We start from the raw sequence: 18,622 nt of genomic DNA, 5'->3' as shown, positions 1-18,622 counted from the left end.
AGAGCAGAAGGGGTTCCAGATGGATCAGGCCTTGGGCCCGGAAATGCAGGAGCGCTTCTTTCAGCGCGATCCCGTTGACGTTGCCCGCGCCCTCATCGGCGTGGAATTCCGCGTCGGCAATACCGGCGGCATCATCGTGGAAACCGAAGCCTATCATCCTGATGATCCGGCATCCCATAGTTTCAATGGGCAGACCCCACGCACCAAGGCGATGTTCGGCCCGGCCGGCCATCTCTATGTCTACCGGTCCTATGGCATTCACTGGTGCGCAAATTTCGTATGCGCTCCGGGCTCCGCCGTGCTTCTGCGCGCCATCGAACCCCTTACCGGCATAGACATGATGAAACTGCGGCGAGGAACTGACAAACTAAAACTGTTATGTTCCGGCCCCGGCAGGCTTTGTCAGGCCTTGGCCATCACCGGAGAAATGGACGGAGAACCGCTGGATCGCCCGCCGTTTTTCCTCCGTCTGCCAAAGGAGGCCGCTGCCGTTACCAGCGGCAGACGCATCGGCATAAGCCGCGCGCAGGATTATCCGTGGCGCTTCGGGCTTGAAGGCTCGGCCTTCCTCAGCAAGAAATTCGAACAGGCCTGAAACCTACAAGACCTTCGGCGGTCCGTCGTTTTCATCTGGATTGGGGGTTGGCGCCTCGTCCGGCAGCCTGTCGGGCTCTGGCTCTTTGACCGGCGGTATATCCGGCTGTGGCGGCACCGGCATTGGCGGGTCTGGATAGGGTTCAACGGGAACAGTTGGCATTGCAACTCCTGATATAAACGCTTCGTCCAATGCGGAATCGAAATGCGTTTTCATTTGCTGGGACAACGCGAGAGCGCCGCCCCTCGTCAGGCGGCGCAACACCCAATTCGCCCATCGGTCAAATGCCGGTCAGGTCCCTTCGGTTTCATTGCGCCGCCCTGCGGATTGTACAGGGCAAACGCAGGAAAACGCCGGTCAGTTCCGTTTTTTTGGGAAGCTTTTGCGAGGGCTCAGGCGAAACCGAGCGAGCTGCGGGAAATATCGCGGTTTTCGCAATAGTCGCGGGAGTGGGCCTCATGTCCGTGTTCGCGAGCGGTGGAACGGGTCAGTTCCGGGCTGGGTACGTTGAGCAGCGCATCGGCATAGGTACCGGTTGCCTCCACGTCATCGATCACAGTCTGTTGTTGCGGCTTTAAAAATTCAAACATCGGTCACCTCCTTCAACACGTCCCCTCAACGCGCTGGCCCAGGTCCTGTTCCAAAAGGCCTGTGCAGCTTCGATTATACACGAGATGATGCTGCCGTATAGGCGATGAAAGACGAACGGCAATCAATTGACGTTCACAAAATGGAATGGAATCAGTGAGCTATGGCGACGAGCTCAGGCTGGACCGACCGATTCCCGCAAGATCAGTTCGACCGGCCACAATTCCTGAACCTCGCGGACGGGACGGCCGCCGACGATCTGCAGAAGCAGGTCCGTAACCCGCATGCCAGCCATGCGCATGGGCGAGCGGGTGGTGGAAAGCGGCGGCATCATGCTTTCCGGAGTGAGGTAAGGAAACACGTCGTCATGGGCGATGACGGATACGTCCTTGCCGATCACCAATCCCAGCTGGGTTGCCGCGCGATAGACGCCCTGCGCCGTCATCATCGCGCCGGCGACGAAGGCGGTCGGGCGCGGCGTCTGCTCCAGCAGCGAGCGGGCGAAACGGAAGGCGGCATCTTCGCTGAAATGCTCGCTCATCATGAGGCGCGGATCAGGCGTGATGCCATGGGTCGCCAGCGCATCGCGAAAACCCTGTTCGCGGTCCTGCACGAATGTACGGCCTGTCGGGCCGTTGATCATCGCGATGCGACGGTGGCCACGTTCCAGAAAATGGATTGTCGGACGATACGTCACATCATGATTGTCGATATCGAGCCAGGCGTGCTCGAACGCCGTCTTCGAGCGGCCATGCACGATAAAAGGCACGCCCAGGCGATTGAGCAGCGCGATGCGCTCGTCCTCCGGACGCGGCGAATGCACGATTATGCCATCCACCCGTCCGCTCGAGGCCAGCCGGCTGAAAATCGCCAGCTCTTCCTCAATGTTATTGTCGACGGTGACGCTGACGAGAATATCGGTCTCTTCGCCTTCAAGCCGCGTCGCCATGCCGCCCATGAATTCCGAAAAGAAATGCCCGCCGCCCGAACGGCCCATCACGACACCGATCGCGCCGGCCCTGCCTGTTGCCAGCCTGACCGCGTTGGCATTGGGCCGATAGCCGTATTTCAGCGCAGCATCCATCACCCGCTGGCGCGTTTCTTCACGCACCTCGGGATAGCCGCCAAGCGCGCGGCTGACGGTTGTGGGCGACAGCCCGACCTTTTCTGCGAATTCCTTGAGCTTCATGTTTTCTGCCAATTTGCTCCTGCATGCGTTGCCGCCGCAGATTTTTCAAGCGGACAAAAATTGAAATCGCTTTCAATTTATTCCCACCTGAAACCTTACAGTTCGCCATTTCGAAAGGCAAACCCTACGTAACAACATCCGAAGATGCCTAATTTCCACGCCATAAGAAAGAGTATTGACAGATTTGTCGGCTTTTGCGAACTTCACACCAGTCAAAAGCGCTTTCAATTTTGAGGATGATTGGAAGCGTCAACGGAGGAGTTTGACAATGAATATTTCCATGAAGACTTTGTTGCTGTGTGGCAGCGTGCTGTCTGCGGCAGTTTCCGCGCAGGCGGCCGAACTTTCCATCGCCGCCAACTCGACCGGCAAGAACATTGCATTTTTCAAGGAGCGGATCGCCGCCTTCGAAAAAGAGACCGGCCACAAGGTCAATCTCGTCACCATGCCGTCATCGTCCAGTGAGCAGTTCAGCCAGTACCGGCTATGGCTTGCCGCGGGTAACAAGGATGTCGACGTCTACCAGACGGACGTGATCTGGGCACCGCAGCTCTCCGACCAATTCGTGGACCTGACCGAAGCGACGAAGGATGTCATCGGCGATCATTTCCCCTCCATCGTGGCGTCGCAGACCGTGGACGGCAAGCTTGTCGCCATGCCGATGTTCACCGACGCGCCCGCACTATTCTACCGCAAGGACCTTCTTGAAAAATACGGCAAACAGCCGCCCAAAACCTGGAAGGAACTGGGCGAGACCGCCAAGGAAATTCAGGACAAGGAGCGCACAGCCGGGCAGAAAGACCTGTGGGGCTTTGTCTTCCAGGGCAGCGCCTATGAGGGCCTGACCTGCAACGCTCTGGAATGGATTGCGTCTGCCGGTGGCGGCCATATCGTTGAGACCAACGGCGACATCTCCATCAACAACGAGAAAGCCGCAGCCGCGATTGAAGCCGCCAAGGGCTGGGTCGGCACCATCGCGCCGCAGGGCGTGCTTGCCTATAAGGAAGAGGAAGCACGCGGCGTCTGGCAGACCGGCAATTCCGTCTTCATGCGCAACTGGCCCTATGCCTATGCGCTTGGAAACGGTGCCGACAGCGCCATCAAGGGCAAATTCGGCGTCACGCCGCTGCCGGCCGGTGAAGAGGGTGCGGCACCCGCCTCAACGCTCGGCGGCTGGAACCTCGCCGTTTCGAAATATTCCGACGATCAGGAAGCTGCCATCCAGCTCGTGAAGTTCCTCGCATCGAAGGATACCCAGAAGATGCGTGCGATCCAGCTTTCCAACATGCCTACGATTGCCTCGCTTTACGACGACAAGGATGTCGCGGACGCACAGCCTTTCATGCCGACATGGAAGCCGATTTTCCAGACCGCCGTTCCACGCCCCTCCGCCTCGGCAAAGGTGAAATACAACGAGGTTTCGGCCAAATTCTGGGGTGCCGTGCACAACACGCTCTCCGGCAACGGCACGGCGGCGGAAAACCTTGAGCTCCTTGAAGTCGAACTCACCGATCTCAAAGGCAACGGCTGGTAATCCGGCTTGTGTGGGAAACGGTCTCGCCTGAGCGTTTCCCACACCCCAACTGCGAGATATCCCCATGAACGATACCGCCCTTCAAAGACCGGTCGCGGCATCCGGCACCGGCTCCGATCTTCAGTCGGAACGCCTGAAATCCGCATGGCTGTTCCTTGCCCCCACGTTTCTGGTGCTTGCGACGGTGGCCGGCTGGCCGCTGGTGCGCACCGTCTGGTTCAGCCTCACCGACGCGTCGCTGACCAATCTCGACGGCGCACAATTCGTCGGCTTCAAGAACTACCTCACCTGGATCACGCTCAGCAGCGGCCGCACCATCTATCGCGGCCTGCTGGCGGATCCCGCCTGGTGGGGCGCGGTTCTGAACACGCTGAAATTCACCATTCTTTCGGTCAGCTTCGAAACCGTTCTCGGCCTTATCGTTGCGCTGGTGCTGAACGCGGAATTCAAGGGACGCGGCCTCGTGCGCGCCGCCATCCTCGTTCCATGGGCCATTCCCACCATCGTCTCGGCGCAGATGTGGGCGTGGATGCTGAACGACCAGTTCGGTATCTTGAACGACCTGTTCCTCAATCTCGGGCTGATCTCCCACAAGATCGCATGGACAGCCAATCCGGACACTGCAATGGTCGCCGTGCTGATTGTCGATATCTGGAAGACGACGCCCTTCATGGCGCTGCTCATTCTCGCCGGCCTGCAAATGGTGCCGAAGGACATGTACGAGGCGGCGAAGGTGGACGGCATCCACCCCGTCAAGGTATTCTTCCGCGTCACCCTGCCGATGATCCGGCCAGCGCTCATGGTTGCCGTCATCTTCCGCATGCTGGATGCGATGCGCGTCTTCGACCTCATCTATATTCTGACGCCGAATAACGCCCAGACCCGCACGATGTCGGTGCTGGCGCGTGAGAACCTGTTCGATTTCGACAAGTTCGCCTATGGCGCAGCCGCTTCCACCATGCTGTTCCTCATCATCGCCTCGATAACAGTCGTTTATATGTGGCTCGGGCGCGTCAACACAGATGGAGCTTCGCGATGACCCTGCCAAGCATCCTGAAAACCACCGCCTTTTATGCGCTGGTCGCCGTCATCATGGTGATTTCGGTATTCCCGTTCTATTACGCGATACTGACCAGCCTGAAATCCGGCTCGGCGCTGTTCCAGGTGAACTACTGGCCGCGTGAATTCTCGTTGACCAATTACAACTTCGTCATCGGCAACGGCACGTTCCTGCGCAATCTCGGCAATTCGCTGTTCGTTGCATCTTCAGTCGTCGTACTGTCGCTGTTCCTTGCGGTAACGGCGTCCTATGCGCTGGCCCGTGTCCGTTTCCGGGGCCGCTCGCTGCTTCTGCTCACCATCCTCTCGGTTTCGATGTTTCCGCAGATCGCCGTTCTGGCCGGGCCTGTTCGAACTTATCCGCTGGGCTGGCATCTTCAACACGCCGCTCGCGCTGATCTTTTCCTACATGATCTTTACCCTGCCCTTCACTGTCTGGGTGCTGACGACATTCATGCGCGACCTGCCGATCGAAATCGAGGAAGCGGCAATCGTCGATGGCGCAACGCCATGGGTCATCATCACCCAGGTTTTCATGCCGCTGATGTGGCCGGCGCTCGTCACCACAGGGCTTCTCGCCTTCATTGCGGCTTGGAACGAGTTCCTCTTCGCGCTCACCTTCACCTCATCGAACGAACAGCGCACGGTTCCGGTCGCCATCGCACTTCTTTCGGGCGGTTCGCAGTTTGAAATCCCCTGGGGAACGATCATGGCGGCCTCCGTCATCGTCACCGCCCCGCTCGTCGTCCTCGTTCTTATCTTCCAGCGACGCATCATTTCCGGCCTCACCGCCGGCGGCGTCAAAGGCTAGGAGAAAACTTATGACCACCATTCAACTGCGCAATCTTCGCAAATCCTTCGGCGCCTTCGATGTCATCAAGGGCATCGACATGGACATCCGCTCCGGCGAGTTCATGGTTTTCGTCGGCCCTTCCGGCTGCGGCAAGTCCACGCTGCTACGCCTCATCTGCGGGCTGGAGGAAATCACCGGCGGCACGCTCTCCTTTGACGGAGAGGCCGTCAACCGTCTGCCACCCGCCAAGCGTGGCGTCGCCATGGTCTTCCAGTCCTATGCGCTTTATCCGCATATGACCGTATTCGAAAACATGGCCTTCGGCATGAAACTCTCTGGCGCCGACAAGGAACAGCGCCGCAAGCGTGTAGAGGCGGCAGCGGAAATGCTGCAGCTCACGCCCTATCTGGAACGCCTGCCGAAGCAGCTTTCCGGCGGCCAGCGCCAGCGTGTCGCCATCGGCCGTGCCATCGTGCGTGATCCGAAGGTGTTCCTGTTCGACGAACCGCTCTCCAACCTCGATGCGGCGCTTCGCGTCGCAACCCGTCTCGAAATCGCCAAGCTGCACCGGGAGATGCATGACACGACGATGATCTACGTCACCCACGACCAGGTGGAAGCCATGACGCTTGCCGACCGCATCTGCGTTCTGCGCGATGGCCGCGTCGAACAGATTGGCACGCCGCTCGAGCTTTACGAAAGCCCGGTCAACACCTTCGTTGCCGGCTTCATCGGCTCGCCGAAGATGAACTTCCTCGCCGGCAAATATGCGGAAGTCGAAGGTGCCGCGACCATCGGCATCCGCCCCGAACACCTTGCGATCGGTGCCGGTGAGACCGGCTGGAACGGCGAAATCATCCATTCGGAAATGCTGGGATCGGACAGCTACATCTATGTCGAGATTGGTGCTGGCGAACCCATCGTCGTTCGTGAGGAAGGCGTGACCGACCGCAAGCCGGGAGAAAAAATCGTTCTCGTGCCGGATGCGGCACAGATCCACCGCTTCGACGCGCAGGGCCAGGCCCTTGCCCGCAATCCCGTGCGCGGCGCCGCCTGAACAGTTAACTTTCGCCGGATCACCCAAGCTTCCGGCTTTCACCAAGGAGCAAGAAAATGACCATCAACACCGTTGTATGGGGCGAAAATATCCACGAACACATCAACGAAACGGTGCGTTCGCTCTACCCTGATGGCATGCACAACACCATTGCCGATGCGCTGAATACCAACCCCGAGATCAGCGCCACCACCGCCACGCTTCAGGAACCCGAACACGGCCTTTCGCAGAAGCGTCTGGACAAGACCGACGTTCTGGTCTGGTGGGGCCACAAGGACCACGGTGCGGTTCAGGATGAGATCGTCGAGCGCGTTGCCAAGCGTGTCTGGGAAGGCATGGGCCTCATCGTCCTGCATTCCGGCCACTTCTCCAAGCCTTTCAAGCGACTGATGGGCACGCCCTGCGCGCTGAAATGGCGTGAGGCGGGCGAACGCGAACGCCTGTGGACGATCAATCCGCGCCACCCGATCGCAGCCGGCCTGCCCGAGCATTTCGAGCTGGAAAACGAAGAGATGTATGGCGAGCAGTTCTCCGTGCCGGAGCCGCTGGAAACCGTCTTCATCTCCTGGTTCCAGGGCGGCGAAGTCTTCCGTTCAGGCCTCACCTGGCGCCGCGGCGCTGGCAACATCTTCTATTTCCGCCCCGGCCACGAGACTTATCCGACCTATCACGACGCCAATGTACAGAAGGTCATCAGCAATTCGGTGAAATGGGCCTATAATCCGGTCGGCGCACTGAAAAGCATTCATGACGCCCCCAACGTTCCCGTCGACAAGGCGCTGGAGCCGATCGAAGAACGCGGCCCCAAGCTGCACAAGGCAGGCGAAGCAGGTTACAGGTAAACAGCCATGAGACTTCTCATTCTCGGAACCGGCGGCATGGCCAACAACCATGCCACATATTTCTCGCAAATCCCCGGCGTCGAACTGGTGGCTGCGGTGGATGTGGACGATGTGGTGGTGCGGGGCTTTGCGCTTCGCCACAACATTCCGCTCTCCTTTACCTCGCTGGATGACGCGATTGCCTGGGGCGAGTTCGACGCGGCGGCAAACGTCACGCCGGATGCCATCCACCACCCGACCAGCCTCAAGCTTCTGGCGGCGGGCAAACATGTTTTTTGCGAAAAGCCGCTGGCGGAAAACTACGCCAAGGCCGCCGAAATGGCCGATGCCGCAGAAAAAGCGGGCCTCGTGGCCATGGTCAACCTCACCTATCGCAATGTCGCCCCCTTGCAGGCGGCACGCGAAATGGTGCTTGCCGGCAAGATCGGCAAGGTGCGCCATCTGGAAGCCTCCTATCTCCAGAGCTGGCTCGTTTCCAAGGCCTGGGGCGACTGGATGACGGAGAGCAAGTGGCTGTGGCGGCTTTCCACCAAGCACGGCTCAAACGGTGTTCTGGGTGATGTCGGCATCCACATTCTGGACTTCGCCTCCTATGGCGCGGGCAGCGATGTGGAGCGCATCTTCACGCGCCTGAAGACCTTCGACAAATATGAAGGCAACAAGATCGGCGCCTACGATCTCGACGCCAATGACAGCTTCACCATGACCGCCGAGTTGGAAAACGGCGCCATGGGCGTCATTCACGCCAGCCGCTGGGCAACGGGCCATCTCAACGAACTGCGCCTGCGCATTCATGGCGACAAGGGCGCGCTGGAGGTGATCCACACGCCTGACTATTCCAGCCTGCGGGCCTGCATCGGCGACGATGTGGAGAAGGCGATCTGGAAGACAATCGATGTGGAGCCAGTGGCGACGAATTACGAAAAATTCGCCAAGGCCGTCATGGAAGGCGGCATTGCTGACCCGGACTTCCGCCACGCCGCGAATTTGCAGAAGGTGCTTGATCTCTCGATCATCGCCGACCGCGAACGGCGGGAACTGGCTGTCTCGGCTTGAATTGCAAGGGCGCGGCGGCGTAAGCCGCCGCTTCCAATACTGCAGCGTGTACTGTTATCTTCCGTCATCCCGAACCTAGCCCGGCATGACGGAGGTACTACCTCAAACGCCTCGCCTATTCCCCCACAAGAGCACATGCAACTGCGGCAGCACGCGGGCGGAAAACCAACGGTCTTCGCTGACCTTGTCTACCAGCCACAACATGCGATCCATGATCCCATCGATATCCACACGCGCGTCGTCGTCATCAGGCGGCGGCGGCGTGTGGTTGCCTGGCTGGAGGTAAATCGGCAAATGCGGGAAACGGGCTGATGCAGCCTTGGCATAAGCATAGTCCGCATCGTCAAACACCACGATCTTCAGCGCCACCTGCGGTCGATTGCCGGCGGCGGCAAGACAGTCTTCAAAGGCCTGCCAGTCGGTTTCCATGCCGCTCGATGGTGGCTTTGGGCTCAGCACCAGATGATCGAGATCGCCAAACCAGTCTTTTGCGATGCTGCCCTGCGTTTCCAGCGCGAACCTATAGCCCTCGCCCTGCCCCTTCGCGATTAGTTGCCCAAGGGGCTGGATGGCGGGATTGCCGCCCGAAAGCGACACCGTCAGCGGCACACCGCCGGAAAGCCGTCGCACCTCCTGCCAGATCGCCTCGACGGACATTGGTTTCCATGTGTCGCGATACTCGCTGTCGACGGCATGCAGCGTATCGCACCAGGAGCAGCGGTAATCGCAGCCACCAGTGCGAACGAAAACGGTAGGCAGACCAATCAGCAAACCCTCGCCCTGAATGGTCGGGCCGAAGATTTCGCTGATGCGGATCGCTGTTTCCTTCGCTGCAACTTTCTGTGCAGCCGCCGTCATGGCCGGTATTCCGCCCAGGTCTTGGCGGTTTCGCTCACTCGCACGGCGCTGGTTTCCGGCAGGCTCGTTTTGCACCAATCGTAAAAGTGCTTCGCCAGATATTCTGCTGTCACCCGGTCATGGCCGAGAACGTCGTTCAGGTGGCGATGATCGAAATGATCGTCGATGTAGCGCTTCAGCGGCGCGAGTTCGTGGTAATCACGCACGAAACCGTGCTCGTTCAGCTCTTCGCCTGATAGTTCGACCTCAACGATGTAATTATGCCCGTGCAGGCGGGCGCACTGATGGTCGTCGGGCAGGCTTTTCAGCTGGTGAGAAGCGGAGAAATGGAACTCCTTGGTGATGCGAAACATCAACGCACCTCCTGTGCCGCATAGGCATGGGTGGCCGCCACCCAGAAATCGGGGTCCTCATAGTCCGTCGGATCGGTAACACCTGCCAGATGGAAGGCCTCGCGCCGCTCCACGCAGGTGCCGCAACGGCCACAATGGCGAGAACCGCCCTTGTAACAGGACCAGGTTTCGCCAAATGGAGTGCCGTATTTCACCGCGTCAGTCACAATCGCCGCTTTGGAGACGGTGACATAAGGCGCAAACAAGGTGACGTCGGCGTAGCCTTCCAGCGCATGCGCCTGCATGGCATTAAAGCTGTCGATGAAGCCCGGCCGGCAATCGGGATAGATGAAATGGTCGCCGCCATGCACCGCGATCGCCACCGCATCCGCCTGCTGGGCGGCGGCAAGGCCGAAGGCGATGGTGAGCATAATGGCGTTGCGGTTCGGCACCACCGTGGAGCGCATGGTCTCTTCCGCATAATGTCCGTCCGGCACGTCGATATCGTCCGTCAGCGCGGAACCGGTGAGATGCGCGCCGATGGTTGTGATGTCGATGAGATGATGCGGCACGCCGAGACGTTTTGCGCAGTCGGCTGCGAAATCCAGCTCCTTCTTGTGGCGCTGGCCGTAATCGAAGGAGACGAGAGCGAGAAGTTCATGTTCCGCCGCGATTTTGTGCGCAAGCGAAACGGAGTCCAATCCGCCGGAGCAGATGACGATGGTTTTCATACGTTGGGATCCCTTGTTTTGACCGGGTGGGCTGCGACCGGATTACGGGGGCGGCTTTAAACCAAAGCGAAGCGATTGTGAAGGGCTTTGCGGAAATAGCGGAAATTCCGCGCAATCCACGAAATTGCCCCGCCGCAGCAACAAGACGAAACAATCGCGACATAAGCGGGAAACCGGCTTGATCTAGAACGGATCGAACGTTGCAGTTCTTGAAGGGTATTGCCGATGGCGGCCGGTTCTATGTTCCTCTTTTCGCTAAGCGATCTCAGCTCCATCGGCTCCGGCATTTTGATGGCGTTGGCAGGCACGCTTTATGTCACCCTTACCATTCGTGGGCTGATGGCCACCGTGCGTCATGGATAAGGCACTCGGCAACAGGCGCCCAGGGCTCAGGCGCAATCTTGCAGTCTTACTTTTCGTGGCCTCGGCGACGCTCGTCGCCACGATAGCGATCGCCCCGTTCGTTTTCCTGATCTGGATGGTTACGACCGTCGCACGCTGGCTTGGTTTTTTCATCGCCTTTTGAGACACGAAGCTCGCCATGATGCGGCGGAGCGGAAAGAGCCCGGCAAAACGGCAGTGCGCCGGGCTCTTTTTTTTCGATAGACCGGGCTCAGCGCAGCAGCGCCTGCGCCTCCTCGATGCCGAGTGCGGCCGGCTGCGTACAGGTCGTCGTCATCTCGATGAAGCGGCCTTCTTCTCCGGATTTGAGGATGGAGGTCATCACGTCGATGCCATGCAGGGAGCGATCCAGCGAGCAGCGTGCATCGCGGCCTTCAAGGATAGCAATCGCCATATCGGCCAGGCCTGCCGTGCGATAATTGGCGCGCGGGCCATTCGGGCTTTCCTGGTTGGCAATGCCGAAGGGATGCGCCCAGTCTTCCAGCGGCTGGATATTCTTGTCGCGTCCGCTCGCCTCCACCACACCGCCGAAGAAGTTCGGGTCCGGCACGTAGATCGATCCTTCCGTGCCGTAAAGTTCCATATTGGCGTGGCGATGCGACCACACATCCCAGCTGGCCGAAAGTGTGATCGTTGCTCCGTTCACGAATTCCAGAAGCGCATGGATGTTGGTAGGCGTTTCTACCGGGATGATCTCGCCGTTCAGCGGCTGGCTGGTCACCGTTCGGGTGGGGTTGGCCATTGATGTCAGTGCGCCAACGCGCTTGACCGGGCCGATGAGGTTGATGAGGTTCGCCACATAATAGGGGCCAAGATCGAGGATCGGCCCGCCCCCCTTCAGGAAGAAGAAGCCCGGATTGGGGTGCCACATCTCCATGCCGGGGCTCATCACATGGCAGGTGCCGGAGGTGATGCGCCCGACCTTGCCCTCGTCGATATATTGCCGGGCAAGCTGGTGCGCGCCGCCAAGGAAAGTATCAGGCGCGCAGCCGACGGAAAGGTTCTTCTCGCGGGCGATGCGCCGCAACTCCTCGCCTTCCTCCAGCGAAAGCACCAGCGGCTTTTCCGAATAGACGTGTTTACCCGCCTCGAGTGCCGCTTTCGACACGGGAAAATGCGCGGCGGGAATGGTGAGGTTCACCACCACGTCGATGTCCTTGTTGGCGAGCAGTTCCTCGATCGACTGCGCCGTGACACCAAATTCTTCTGCCCTCAATTCCGCCGCATTGCGGTTAAGGTCGGCGCAGGCCAGCACCTTGATGCCCTTGAAGAGCGGTGCCAGCGAAAAGTAAGCAGACGAGATGTTGCCGCACCCGATGATGCCGACGCCCAGTTCCCTTTGCATGATGAAACTCCGGATTGATGCTCAATAGGTTTTGAAGGATGCGATGGAGCGAGTGATCAGCCGATCGATGTCCTTGGGATTGTCGTGTTCGACCACGAAATGTTTCGTGGCGGATTTTGCCTTCAGTGCTGCCACGAGGGCCTTCCAGTCCACTGTGCCGTGGCCGACATCCGCCCAGCCGTCCTCATCCGTATTTTCGCCTGATGGTGCGATGTCCTTCACGTGCACGGCGGTGATGCGCTTGCCGTAGCTTTCGATCCAGGCGAGCGGATCGGCATTGCCTCTGATAATCCAGGCGATATCCGCCTCCCATTTCAGGTCCGGTCCGCCGGCAAAAATCTGCTCCTGCGGGGTGGAGCCGTCCGGGAGTACCTTGAACTCGAAATCGTGGTTGTGCCAGCCGAAGGTCAGCCCGGCATCCACGAATGGTTTACCCGCTTCCTGCAGGCGCTTGCCGAAGGCGAACCATCCAGCCGCGTCCGCCGGGCGCTGGTCGGGCATCAGGTAAGGGCAATAAATCGCCTCCACGCCCAGAACCTTGGCGATGTTCAGGGCCTTTTTCGGATCACCCTCAAGAAGGTCGAGGCCGAAATGGCCGGTCGGCATGGCGAGACCATTGGCATCGAGTTCGGAGCGCAGGCTGTTCAACCCGGCGTCATCAAGCGAGGCATACATGGCGCCGTAACCTTCGACCTGTTTGTAACCGGCCGCCGAAAGCTTCTTCAAAATATTGGAAAACGGCTGGAAATTGCGGGCGCTGTAAAGCTGGAAACCGAGTTCTGTCATTATCTCCTCCATAGAGATGTGGGTGCTTGGGATTGTGTTGGGGGTAAAATCGGGGCCCTTCCTAAAGCCGCTCTTCGCTCTGCGCGTCGAACAGCGAGGCCATGGTGAGGTCCAGGCCGAGGCGAACCCGGGTGCCCGGCGCAAACCGCCTGTGGCCGCCAACGCGCACGGACAGGGTATGACCGGCATGTTTGAGCCAGATCAGATTGTCGGCGCCCATCGGCTCCTCGATATCAACGATCGCCTCATGCACCTCGCCGCTGACGATGTCGGCATCGACGCGCACATGTTCGGGACGCACACCGAGAACCACGGCACGACCGGCGACAAGCGGCGTCTCCGGCTGATAACCGTCCAGCGAAAAGGTGACGCTGTTGGTGGTGAAGACCACCTTGCCGTCCTTCTCGATCAATTCACCACGCAGGAAATTCATCGAGGGCGAACCGATGAAGCCCGCGACGAAGAGGTTCCTTGGCTTGTTGTAGATGGTGACGGGATCGGCCAGCTGCTGGATGACGCCGCTTTTCATGATGGCGATACGATCCGCCAGCGTCAGCGCCTCGATCTGGTCGTGCGTCACGTAGATCATGGTGTTTTTCAGCGCCTGGTGCAGCCGCTTGATCTCGACGCGCAGTTCCGAGCGCAGCTTGGCGTCAAGGTTGGAAAGCGGTTCATCGAACAGGAACACATCCACATCGCGCACCAGCGCCCGGCCGATCGCCACGCGCTGGCGCTGGCCGCCGGAAAGCTCGGCGGGTTTGCGCTTCAGGAGTGGTTCGATCTGCAATATGCCCGCCGCCCGTTTGACGCGCCGGTCGATTTCCTCTTTCGGAACCTTGGCGACCTGAAGGCCGAAGGAGAGATTCTTCTCCACCGTCATCTGCGGATAGAGCGCATAGGACTGGAACACCATGCCGATGCCACGATCCTTCGGCTCCTCCCAGGTAACGTTGCGGTCCTTGATGAAGATTTGCCCGTCGGTTGGCTCCAGAAGACCCGCAATGCAATTGAGAAGTGTCGACTTGCCGCAGCCGGAAGAGCCGAGCAGCACGAGGAACTCGCCGTCGTAAATATCGAGATTGAGGTCTTTCAGGACGGTAACGGCACCGAAGGACAGGGAAAGATCGCGAATGGAAACGCTTTTGTTCATATAACTCAACCTTTTACTGCGCCTGCGGCGATGCCACGGACGAAAAGCCTGCCGGACACGAAATAAACGATCAACGGCACGGCCCCGGTGAGAAGGGTTGCGGCCATGTTGACGTTGTATTCCTTCACGCCCTGCACGGAGTTGACGATATTATTGAGCTGCACCGTCATCGGGTAATATTCCGGCCGCGTGAACACGACGCCGAACAGGAAGTCGTTCCAGATGCCGGTGACCTGCAGGATCATCGCCACGACGAAGATCGGCAGCGACATGGGCAGCATGATGCGAAAATAGATCTGCCAGAAATTGGCGCCATCAATACGTGCCGCCTTGAACAATTCCTCCGGCAGCGACGCAAAATAGTTGCGGAAGAGTAGTGTCAGGATCGGCATGCCGAAAATCGTGTGCACGATCACGAGGCCGGTCAGCGTGCCATAAATGCCCAATTCGCGCAGCACGATGACGATCGGGTAGATCATCACCTGATAGGGGATGAAGGCACCGATGATGAGGATCGAGAAGAACAGTTCCGAACCCCTGAACTTCCAGTTCGCGATGGCGTAACCGCTGACGGAAGCCACGATGATCGAGATAACGACCGACGGTATGAGGATGCGTACCGAGTTCCAGAAGCCGCGTGAAAGCCCGTCGCAGTTCAGCCCGGTGCAGGCATTCGCCCAGGCTTTCACCCAGGGTTCGAAGGTGATTTCCACCGGCGGCGCGAAAATGTTGCCGAGCCGTATTTCCGGCATGCCCTTCAGAGAGGTGACGACCATCACGTAAAGCGGCAGCAGGTAATAGGCGGCAGCGACAAACAGAGTGCCATAGAGAATGATGTTACGGCGGGAAAACGTTTTTTTCGGCTTCTTGCCGCGGGGACCGGAAAGGTCGGTGGCAACCGCATCGGTTGCGGCGGCGACCGTGTTCAATGTGCTGATATTAGCCACGCTTCTTGCCTCCGAATTCGAGGTACGCCCATGGAACGACGATGATGGCGACGGTCAGAAGCATCATGGTGGATGCGGCGAAGCCCTGCCCCAGGTTCTGCGCCTGGAACATGTAGTCATAGACATATTTCGCCGGCACTTCGGATGCGATGCCCGGTCCGCCACTGGTCTGCGCCACCACCAGATCGTAAACCTTTACGATGCCGCTCGCGATAATGACGAGCGTGGTGATGAAGACCGGCCGCATCATGGGAATGATGATGAGGATATAAGTCTTCCACATCGGAATGCCGTCGACGCGCGTCGCCTTCCAGATATCCTCGTCTATGCCGCGAAGACCGGCCAGCATGAGGCACATGACGAGCCCCGTGCCCTGCCAGAGCGCCGCGATCAGGATGCCGTAGATAACGATCTCGGAATTATAAAGCGGATCGAAGGTGAAGCTTTCCCACCCCATCGAGCGGACCACGGACTGAATGCCGAATTCCGGGTTCAACAGCCATTGCCAGACAAGGCCGGTAACGATGAACGACAGAGCAAAGGGATAAAGGAAGATGGTGCGGAAGGTGTTCTCGAAACGGATCTTTTGATCCATCAGCGCCGCCAGCACGAAGCCGATCACCAGACTGAAGATCAGCGAGAGAATTCCGTAGATCGCCAGATTCTGGATGGAAATGATCCAGCGCGGCGCGGCCCACAACCGCTCATACTGGTCGAAACCGATGAAGCTTGCACGTGGCAGAAGCTTGGAATTGGTGAATGAGTAAATCACCGTCCAGACCGTTCCGCCGAGAAAAATCACGACGGCGGTCAATATCATGGGAATGGAAGCAATCTTCGAATTGAGATTGCGGAAAAGCTGGTTGGGGCGGCCGGAGCGCGCTAGACCCGCCATGGATGACCCTCCTGTAACGTTGCCGTTGATAGCCAGGCAAAGTCGCAAAGACCTCGCCCCAATCCTCCGGGCTTGCGTGTTTACGCATCCCGCTGGAGCTTGCGGCGGATGGATGCCACCCGCCGCACAAGAGGTTGCGGTTAGTCAGCGGAACCGATGATGCCGGCGAAGCGCTTTTGTGCATCTTCTGCAGTCATCGCGCTGGCAAAAAACTCCGCCATCAGGTCTTCTTTCTGCTTCTGCGTATCAGCAGAAATCAGCTGGTCTGTGCTGGTCAGCGCATTGCCCTTGGCCAGAATTTCCAGACCCTTCTTCATGCAGTCATTGGCCGCATTGAGGTCGACGTCGCCACGGATCGGCAGCGAGCCTTTCTTAAGGTTGAAAGCCACCTGCGTTTTAGGATCGACGATGGTTGCGGCCAGAACGTCCTGCGCCTTGGATTTTGCTTCATCCTTCAGCAGCGGGAAGTAAAAGGCGTCGCCGCCGGTGGTGAGATAGTCGTTAAGGCCGAGACCCGGCAGGCAAGTGTAGTCCGTACCCGCCTTCTGGTTGGCAAGCTGGAACTCGCCCTGCGCCCAGTCGCCCATGATCTGGCCGCCAGCCTTGCCCGTTATCACCATGTTGGTGGCCTGGTTCCAGTCCTGAACATTGGTGCCCTTGGCCATGTCGCGGGCCTCGACGGCGGCCGCAAAAATCTTGGCCATGTCGGGACCGGCCGCTGCTTCGGCATCCTTGTCGCCATAGACCTTCTGATAAAGATCCTTGCCGCCGATCGAAAGCGTCAGCGTGTCGAACAGGCCATTGGCCTGCCATGCCTGACCGCCGAGCGCGAGCGGCTGGATGCCGGCTTTTTTCAGTGCTGGTGCTGCGGCAGCAAATTCAGTCCAGTTCTTGGGAACTTCGACGCCCGCTTTCTTGAACGCTTCGTTGGAAAGCCACAACCATTGCCAGGAATGGATGTTGACCGGCGCGCAATAGATCTTGCCGTCGATGGTGCAGCTGTCGAGCAGGCTTGCCGGTTTTATGAAGTCCTTCCACTTGCCCTTTTCGGCAACGTCGGTCAGGTCGCGCATCAGGCCGGCCTGCACCAGCTCTTCCGCCTGTCTGCCGTGGTTGAACTGGGTGGCAGCCATCGGGTCGCCGCCGGTGATACGGCTGATCATGATCGGACGGGCGGTGCCGCCCGAACCGGCAATAGCGCCGTCCACCCACTTGTTGCCGGTGGCATCAAAAGCCTTGGCAAGTTCGGCAACGGCAGCGGCTTCACCGCCCGATGTCCACCAATGGGTAACTTCAAGATCGGTAGCCCCAGCGACACCCGCCGGAATCATAACACTGGCCAAAAAGGCCGCAGAAATAAAGCGCATTCGCATGAGTCTCCTCCCTCACTGAAACGTTGCAGTTGGAACGTAAGCGAAGATTTTTGATTAGGCAACCGCCTAAAAAATGAATCTCGCCGCGGCTCGCCGCGCTGTTTCGAGCCGATACAAAACGCGCCGAACGGCTAGATTTTGTTGAGAAAGAAGATTGAGAAATTGGAAGGATGCCGAATAGTTCGACAAGGATCGCGCACCGGTAATCTGCAGGCAACGTAGTATCTTCATAGTCTTCCGACTTTGGCGTCGGTTCCCGCGCACAGAGTGCCAAGCCCGCATGGACGGGCAAACATAAGGTGAGCGATCGTGAAACGTTGGAACATTCTTTTGATGATCGGTCTGGCGGGCGTGTTATCGCTTTTGCTCGCACCGTTCGAACGGCTGGCGTCGGGACAGGATCTTTCCTTCACGATACGGGTTGTTATGCTCGTCCAGCCGGCAGTCCTTATCATTGCTGCCGTGGCGACGGGTCAAGCGCTCGCCGGCAAACTCGGGCTGGGCACTCCGCTGATCGATGCATGGCTGAAAGGAACCGGGTTCGGGCCAGTCTTGCGCAGGCAAGCCCCATCAGCTTTGCTGACGGGTCTTCTCGTCGGCCTGTTGATGATCGCTTATTCGTCTGTGATCCTGCCTGCCATAACCGATACGGCAACCATGGAAAAAATGGCGGCGTTTGAAGTCCCACTCGTCACCCGGCTTCTCTATGGCGGCATAACGGAGGAGCTTCTGACCCGATGGGGCCTGATGGCATTCTTCGCATGGGTGCTCTGGCGAATAGTGGGCAAGGGGCAAGTCCAGCCGGTCATGCTGTGGACTGCCATTGTCATCGCAGCGGCCCTTTTTGCCGTGGGCCACCTGCCCTTTCTGTTTGCCATTGCCGTTCATCCGCAACCATTGCTGATTGTCAGTGTCCTGCTCGGCAATTTTATCCCCGGACTGATGTTCGGGTGGCTGTTCTGGCGTCGCGGGCTGGAAGCAGCGATGCTTTCGCACGCCTTCGCCCATTGTCTGAATGCAACTGTCGCCTGATCCGTCGAACCGACAGAAAAGCTAGGGATTTATCATCCTGGCCCCGCCGGCCGGGATA

Annotated in this window: 19 protein-coding genes and 1 pseudogene; 9 read left to right on the top strand and 11 right to left on the bottom strand. The window is 58.9% G+C overall.

Annotation, left to right across the window (positions count from 1 at the left end; genetic code table 11):
• Window positions 1–19: 19 nt before the first annotated feature.
• Window positions 20–595, top strand: coding sequence for a DNA-3-methyladenine glycosylase (locus tag CRO62_RS10665; RefSeq protein WP_097100467.1), 576 nt, complete (start codon window positions 20–22; stop codon window positions 593–595).
• Window positions 596–987: 392 nt separating this feature from the next.
• Here the strand turns inward: CRO62_RS10665 and CRO62_RS10655 are convergent, their stop codons facing one another.
• On the bottom strand, window positions 988–1,185 hold the full coding sequence (locus tag CRO62_RS10655; protein ID WP_003510923.1) for a hypothetical protein: 198 nt from the start codon (window positions 1,183–1,185) through the stop codon (window positions 988–990).
• 173 nt (window positions 1,186–1,358) lie between these two features.
• A complete protein-coding gene (locus CRO62_RS10650; protein ID WP_003510924.1) occupies window positions 1,359–2,372 on the bottom strand; it encodes a substrate-binding domain-containing protein in 1,014 nt (337 codons plus the stop codon).
• 268 nt (window positions 2,373–2,640) lie between these two features.
• Between CRO62_RS10650 and CRO62_RS10645 the strand changes: the two genes are divergently transcribed.
• From CRO62_RS10645 to CRO62_RS10620, 6 genes and pseudogenes are all read left to right on the top strand, one after another.
• Window positions 2,641–3,906 carry an ABC transporter substrate-binding protein gene (locus CRO62_RS10645; protein WP_003510925.1) on the top strand — a complete coding sequence of 422 codons (1,266 nt, stop codon included), beginning with the start codon at window positions 2,641–2,643 and terminating at the stop codon, window positions 3,904–3,906.
• A 64-nt stretch (window positions 3,907–3,970) separates the two neighbouring features.
• A complete protein-coding gene (locus tag CRO62_RS10640; protein ID WP_097100129.1) occupies window positions 3,971–4,945 on the top strand; it encodes a carbohydrate ABC transporter permease in 975 nt (324 codons plus the stop codon).
• Window positions 4,942–5,776, top strand: a pseudogene (locus CRO62_RS10635) (carbohydrate ABC transporter permease). Before CRO62_RS10640 ends, CRO62_RS10635 begins: the two are co-directional and overlap by 4 nt.
• A 10-nt stretch (window positions 5,777–5,786) precedes the next feature.
• The gene (locus tag CRO62_RS10630; RefSeq protein ID WP_013761592.1) at window positions 5,787–6,815 is read left to right on the top strand and encodes an ABC transporter ATP-binding protein; all 1,029 of its coding nucleotides are present in this window, start codon (window positions 5,787–5,789) and stop codon (window positions 6,813–6,815) included.
• Window positions 6,816–6,871: 56 nt separating this feature from the next.
• On the top strand, window positions 6,872–7,657 hold the full coding sequence (locus CRO62_RS10625; RefSeq protein WP_097100128.1) for a ThuA domain-containing protein: 786 nt from the start codon (window positions 6,872–6,874) through the stop codon (window positions 7,655–7,657).
• 6 nt (window positions 7,658–7,663) lie between these two features.
• Complete coding sequence (locus tag CRO62_RS10620) at window positions 7,664–8,713, top strand: Gfo/Idh/MocA family protein (RefSeq protein WP_097100127.1); 1,050 nt, start codon at window positions 7,664–7,666, stop codon at window positions 8,711–8,713.
• A 102-nt stretch (window positions 8,714–8,815) separates the two neighbouring features.
• On the opposite strand, the gene queE is transcribed toward CRO62_RS10620, so the two are convergent.
• The 3 genes from queE to queC are packed head-to-tail and all read right to left on the bottom strand — an operon-like array spanning window position 8,816 to window position 10,634.
• Entirely contained in the window at window positions 8,816–9,571 is a 756-nt protein-coding gene (gene queE / locus CRO62_RS10615; RefSeq protein WP_097100126.1) for a 7-carboxy-7-deazaguanine synthase QueE, read from the bottom strand.
• Window positions 9,568–9,924 (bottom strand): 6-carboxytetrahydropterin synthase QueD, encoded by a 357-nt coding sequence (gene queD / locus CRO62_RS10610; RefSeq protein ID WP_097100125.1) that lies wholly within the window; start codon window positions 9,922–9,924, stop codon window positions 9,568–9,570. Before queD ends, queE begins: the two co-directional genes overlap by 4 nt.
• The gene (queC, locus tag CRO62_RS10605) at window positions 9,924–10,634 is read right to left on the bottom strand and encodes a 7-cyano-7-deazaguanine synthase QueC (protein ID WP_003510940.1); all 711 of its coding nucleotides are present in this window, start codon (window positions 10,632–10,634) and stop codon (window positions 9,924–9,926) included. Before queC ends, queD begins: the two co-directional genes overlap by 1 nt.
• A 225-nt stretch (window positions 10,635–10,859) precedes the next feature.
• On the opposite strand from queC, the gene CRO62_RS27190 reads away from it, so the two are divergent.
• Entirely contained in the window at window positions 10,860–10,997 is a 138-nt protein-coding gene (locus CRO62_RS27190) for a hypothetical protein (RefSeq protein ID WP_003510942.1), read from the top strand.
• Between the two features lie 250 nt (window positions 10,998–11,247).
• Here the strand turns inward: CRO62_RS27190 and CRO62_RS10600 are convergent, their stop codons facing one another.
• The 6 genes from CRO62_RS10600 to CRO62_RS10575 form a co-directional block, all read right to left on the bottom strand.
• Window positions 11,248–12,381, bottom strand: a complete 1,134-nt coding sequence (locus tag CRO62_RS10600; RefSeq protein WP_003510945.1) for a Gfo/Idh/MocA family protein — start codon at window positions 12,379–12,381, stop codon at window positions 11,248–11,250.
• Between the two features lie 21 nt (window positions 12,382–12,402).
• Window positions 12,403–13,167 (bottom strand): sugar phosphate isomerase/epimerase family protein, encoded by a 765-nt coding sequence (locus CRO62_RS10595; protein ID WP_097100124.1) that lies wholly within the window; start codon window positions 13,165–13,167, stop codon window positions 12,403–12,405.
• Between the two features lie 61 nt (window positions 13,168–13,228).
• A complete protein-coding gene (locus tag CRO62_RS10590; RefSeq protein WP_097100123.1) occupies window positions 13,229–14,317 on the bottom strand; it encodes an ABC transporter ATP-binding protein in 1,089 nt (362 codons plus the stop codon).
• 5 nt (window positions 14,318–14,322) lie between these two features.
• Window positions 14,323–15,264, bottom strand: coding sequence for a carbohydrate ABC transporter permease (locus CRO62_RS10585; protein WP_097100122.1), 942 nt, complete (start codon window positions 15,262–15,264; stop codon window positions 14,323–14,325).
• Window positions 15,257–16,159, bottom strand: a complete 903-nt coding sequence (locus tag CRO62_RS10580; protein WP_097100121.1) for a carbohydrate ABC transporter permease — start codon at window positions 16,157–16,159, stop codon at window positions 15,257–15,259. Before CRO62_RS10580 ends, CRO62_RS10585 begins: the two co-directional genes overlap by 8 nt.
• A 140-nt stretch (window positions 16,160–16,299) precedes the next feature.
• On the bottom strand, window positions 16,300–17,532 hold the full coding sequence (locus CRO62_RS10575) for an ABC transporter substrate-binding protein (protein WP_097100120.1): 1,233 nt from the start codon (window positions 17,530–17,532) through the stop codon (window positions 16,300–16,302).
• A 309-nt stretch (window positions 17,533–17,841) separates the two neighbouring features.
• Here CRO62_RS10575 and CRO62_RS10570 point away from each other — a divergent pair, with 309 nt between their 5' ends.
• Entirely contained in the window at window positions 17,842–18,564 is a 723-nt protein-coding gene (locus CRO62_RS10570; RefSeq protein ID WP_097100119.1) for a CPBP family intramembrane glutamic endopeptidase, read from the top strand.
• The last annotated feature ends 58 nt before the right edge of the window (window positions 18,565–18,622 follow it).

The organism is Rhizobium sp. AN6A (genome assembly GCF_900215635.1).
Classification (GTDB): domain Bacteria; phylum Pseudomonadota; class Alphaproteobacteria; order Rhizobiales; family Rhizobiaceae; genus Agrobacterium; species Agrobacterium tumefaciens.
This window is presented reverse-complemented; position numbering and strand designations above follow the sequence as displayed.